This window comes from Rhizobacter sp. P3_B12 (genome assembly GCF_056402895.1).
Genome location: NZ_JBFUGN010000538.1, coordinates 1 through 4229, shown reverse-complemented (window position 1 = coordinate 4229; position 4229 = coordinate 1). Strand labels below are relative to the sequence as shown.

Below are 4229 nucleotides of genomic sequence, written 5' to 3'. Positions count from 1 at the left end.
CTCTACGACCCGGACAACGGCTACCGCGACGCCTACCGGCGGATCTGGAAGCGCTGAGCACGGCGGCCCGCCCGCCCGTGACCGTGAAGCTGCGCCGCCTGCTGCCCCATTCGCTGCGCCGGCAGTTCGCGCTGGCGCTGGCCGGGCTGGCGCTGATCTTCGTGTCGGGCGGCGGCATCGCGCTCTATTCGGTGCGCGAGCTCGCGCTCGCGTCGCGGCAGCTGGCCGAGACGCGTCTGCTGCGCGTGCGCCTCGCGCAGGACCTGGTGGCCGAGACGGCGACCATCGCGCTCGACGCCTCGCAGCTGATCACCGCCAGCTCGGCCGCCGAACTGCACCGCCTCTACGCGCAGATGACCCAGCACCTGCAGAAGTTCGACGCGGTGGTGACCGAGATCAGCACCACCAGCGGCGACCTGGTCGTGCTCGACCTGCACCAGGCCGGCCAGGTGCTGCGCAACTCGGCCCACGTGGCGACGCAGCTGCGCGAGGATTCGCTGGGCACCGAGCTGCGCTTCATGGCGCGGATGAACGACCGGATCGGCCGCCTCGAGGCGCAGTACGGCCGCGACCGGCTGCCGCTGGTCTCGCTGCTGTACCAGCTGCGCAGCGCGACGCAGCTCGACGAGCTGGAGGCGCTGCACCACCGCATGCCGGCGTTGCAGCCGGAGGTGGCCGCCGACGTGCGCGAGCTGCTCGCGATGCGCCGCAGGCTGATCGAGCAGCAGCGCGTGATCACCGGCCTGCGCGACGAGATGGGCCGCCAGTCGCAGGCGATGGGCGCGGCGGCGGGCACCTGGTCGACGGCCTCGGCCGATGCCTACCGCGAGGCGGTGCAGCAGGTGGTCGATGCGTCCGAGCGCCACCAGCGCTGGATCTTCGCGCTGTTCATCGGCAGCATGCTGGCCGCCATCGCGGTGGCGCGGGTGTTCCTCGGGCAGCACGTGATCGGGCGCCTGCAGGAGGTGAGCCGCCACCTGCGCAGCGACGCTGCCGAGGCGGGCCCGGCGAACCAGCCGGTGGCCGTGCCGGTGCAGGGCGAGGACGAGATCGGCGGCATGGCGCGCGCGGTCGAGCGTTTCCTGGAGGACCGGCGGCAGCTGGCGCGCACCCGCGCCTCGCTCGAGATCGAGCAGCAGCGGCTGGCGACGATCATCGACCACACCGCCGACGGCATCCTCGTCGTGCGCGGCGACCGCGTGCTGCAGCTCAACCCGGCCGGCGAGCGCATGTTCGGGTGGACGGCGGCGCAGCTGGACGGGCTGACGGTCGGCGAGCTGCTGTCGGATTTCGACCCGCCGCTCGAGGTGGAGCAGGCCGTGCCGCGCAGCGCGATCGGGCAGCGCCGCGACGAGCGGCTCTTTCCGGCCGAGGTGTCGGTGAGCCGGATGGCCGTGCACGACGACGGCGGCGCGCTGCGCGTGCTGGTGGTGCGCGACGCGACGCTGCGGCGCGCCGCCGAGCAGCAGCTCACCGCGGCCCGCGATGCCGCCATCGCGGCGCGGCGCGCGCAGAGCATGTTCCTCGCCAACATGAGCCACGAGCTGCGCACGCCGCTGAACGGCATCCTCGGCTACACGCAGATCCTGCGGCTGGACGACACGCTCGACGAGCAGCAGGCGGCCGGCCTGAAGACCATCCAGAGCAGCGGCGAGCACCTGCTGATGCTGATCAACGACATCCTCGACATCGCGAAGATCGAGGCCGGCAAGCTCGACCTCATCGAGGCGCCGATCCACCTGGCCAGCTTCCTCGGCATGATCGGCGACCTGATCCGCATCAAGGCGCAGCAGAAGAACCTGGCGTTCGCGCTGGAGTTCCACGGCGAGCTGCCCGAGGCGGTGCAGGTCGACGAGCGGCGGCTGCGCCAGGTGCTGCTGAACCTGCTCGGCAACGCGGTCAAGTTCAGCGACCGCGGGCAGGTGCAGCTGGTCGTCCACCTGCTGGAGGTCGAGCCGGGCCGGGCGCAACTGCGCTTCGAGGTCTGCGATTCGGGCATCGGCATGGACGCCGCTCAGATGCAGCGGCTCTTCCACCCGTTCGCGCAGGTGCACGATGCGACGCGCCGCGTGGCCGGCAGCGGCCTCGGGCTGTCGATCAGCCGGCAGCTGGTGCGGCTGATGGGCGGCGACATCCTGGTGCGCAGCGTGCCCGAGCAGGGCAGCGTGTTCTGGTTCGAACTGGCGCTGCCGGTGCTGGAGACGGGGGCGGGCACCGCGCGGGTCGAACGCACGGCGGTCGGCTATGCCGGTGCGCCGCGCAGCGTGCTGATCGTCGACGACATCGCCGAGAACCGCGAGATGCTGGCCTGGCTGCTGCGCCTGCTCGGCTTCCAGATCGACGAGGCCGACAACGGCCAGGCGGCGGTCGTGCGGGCGCAGGCGAAGAAGCCGGACCTGATCCTGATGGACATGATGATGCCGGTGATGGACGGGCTGCAGGCGACGCGGCRCATCCGCGAGGACGCGGGGCTGAAGGCCGTGCCGATCATCGCGATCTCGGCCAGCGTGTCGGCCGAGGACCGGCAGAAGTGGGTCGCTTCGGGCGGCAACGGCTTCGAGGCCAAGCCGGTGCGCCGCGAGAGCCTGCTGCGCCAGATCGGCGAGCTGCTGGAGCTGACCTGGATCTACCGCGAGGACGACGACACGGCGGGGTCGACTCCGGCGCCCGGCGAACCGCTGGCGCCGGAGTCGATCCCGGATGCGCAGGAGCTGCAGGAACTGCACCGGCTGACGCTGGCCGGCAACATGGCGGCGATCTGCGACGAAGCGCAGCGGCTGGCGCAGGCCGATGCGCGCTACCGGCCGTTCGCCGAGCGGGTGCGGCGCCTCGCGAACGACTACCAGGTGCGGGCACTGGGTGCGCTGGTGAAGGAGAGCATGGGGCCCAAGTGAAGGTCGATCCCCGGGTTGGCACCCGGGCTACGAGTCTTGTAGCCCGGATGCCAATCCGGGACGCTCGCACGGAACTCAGGCCAGCGCGACCTCGCTGACCTCGGCGACCGCCAGCGCCGCGATGCCGGCCTGCGCGACCAGCCCGTCGACGTCCATCAGGATCAGCATGCGCTGGTGGCTGCTGACCAGTCGCTCCTGCTGGCCGCCCGGCCGCGCGAGCGATTGCACGCGGGCGCTGGCGACCTCGAACACCGGCCCGAGCGCGTCCACCCGCATCGCGAAGCGCTGCCCGCCCGACCCCTGGGCCACCACCAGCGGCGCCTGCGGATCGGTCGCCGGGCCGGTGCCGCGCAGCACGCCCAGGTCGACCACCGGCAGCAGCCGGCCTTCGAACTCCAGCATGCCCGGCAGATGCGCCGGCGCATTCGGCAGCGCGGCGATGCGCGGTTGCTGCAAGGCCTGCAGCGCGGTCGCCGACGGCACACCCAGCCACTGGCCGCCGCACAGGAAGCTGGCGATCGACACCACCGGCTCCTTGCCGCGCGGCGGCGTGGCGGCGTTGTCGAACACCACCGGCGCGGCCGGCGCCTGCGCCTGCACTGCGCCCAGCTTCAGCAGCGCCACCGACAGCAGGTCGCCCGGGCCGATGCTGCCGCCGGCGTGGTACTCGCGGTAGCCGCCCGAGACGCTGCAGCCGGCACTGCAGGCGATGCCGTCGAGGTGGATCACGGCGCTGGCCGACGCGCCCCGCGCGAGCGAGCGCCAATCGGTGAGCACCGCCCAGTCGCTGCCGACCGGCCAGCGCGCCGGATCGCTGCTCGCGACCACCGCGCCGGCACGCGTCAGCAGCAGCGCCGCCGCGCCGTGCGAGGGCTCGCCCTGCGCATCGAGCGGCAGCGCATCGCGCAGCATCGCGGCGAACTGCGGCGCGCCGTCGAAGACGATCGCGATGCCGCCCACCACCGCTGCGGTGCCGTCGTTCGCTCCGTTGTGGGCCCGCAGCGCCGCGCCGTGCACGAAGGTCGGCCGCCCGCCATACAGATCGCTCGCCGCATGCGCCGATTCGACATGCTGCTGCGGATCGCGCAGCGCCAGCGTCTCGCGCACCCACGGCGCGTCGAGCACGCTGCCGCAACGCGACTGCTCGGCCGGGTCCGACACCGCGACGATGCGCCCGTCGGTGTCGAACAGCACCAGCAGCGCGTACACCGTGTAGAGCCCGTTGATGCGCTGCAGCACCGCGGCGGCACGCTGGGCGTCGCGTTCACCCGCCGGCTGCGACAGCACGCCGCGCAGCACGCCGTCGAGCGCCCACCAGCGGCAGTCGTTCGCGCG

2 protein-coding genes are annotated in these 4229 nt (G+C 72.8%); one reads left to right on the top strand and one right to left on the bottom strand.

Annotation, left to right across the window (positions count from 1 at the left end; genetic code table 11):
- Positions 1-77: 77 nt before the first annotated feature.
- Complete coding sequence (locus AC1D01_RS23165) at positions 78-2894, top strand: hybrid sensor histidine kinase/response regulator (protein WP_477870483.1); 2817 nt, start codon at positions 78-80, stop codon at positions 2892-2894.
- A 75-nt stretch (positions 2895-2969) separates the two neighbouring features.
- Here the strand turns inward: AC1D01_RS23165 and AC1D01_RS23160 are convergent.
- On the bottom strand, positions 2970-4229 hold a 1260-nt coding region (locus AC1D01_RS23160), incomplete at its 5' end, for a chemotaxis protein CheW (protein ID WP_477870481.1).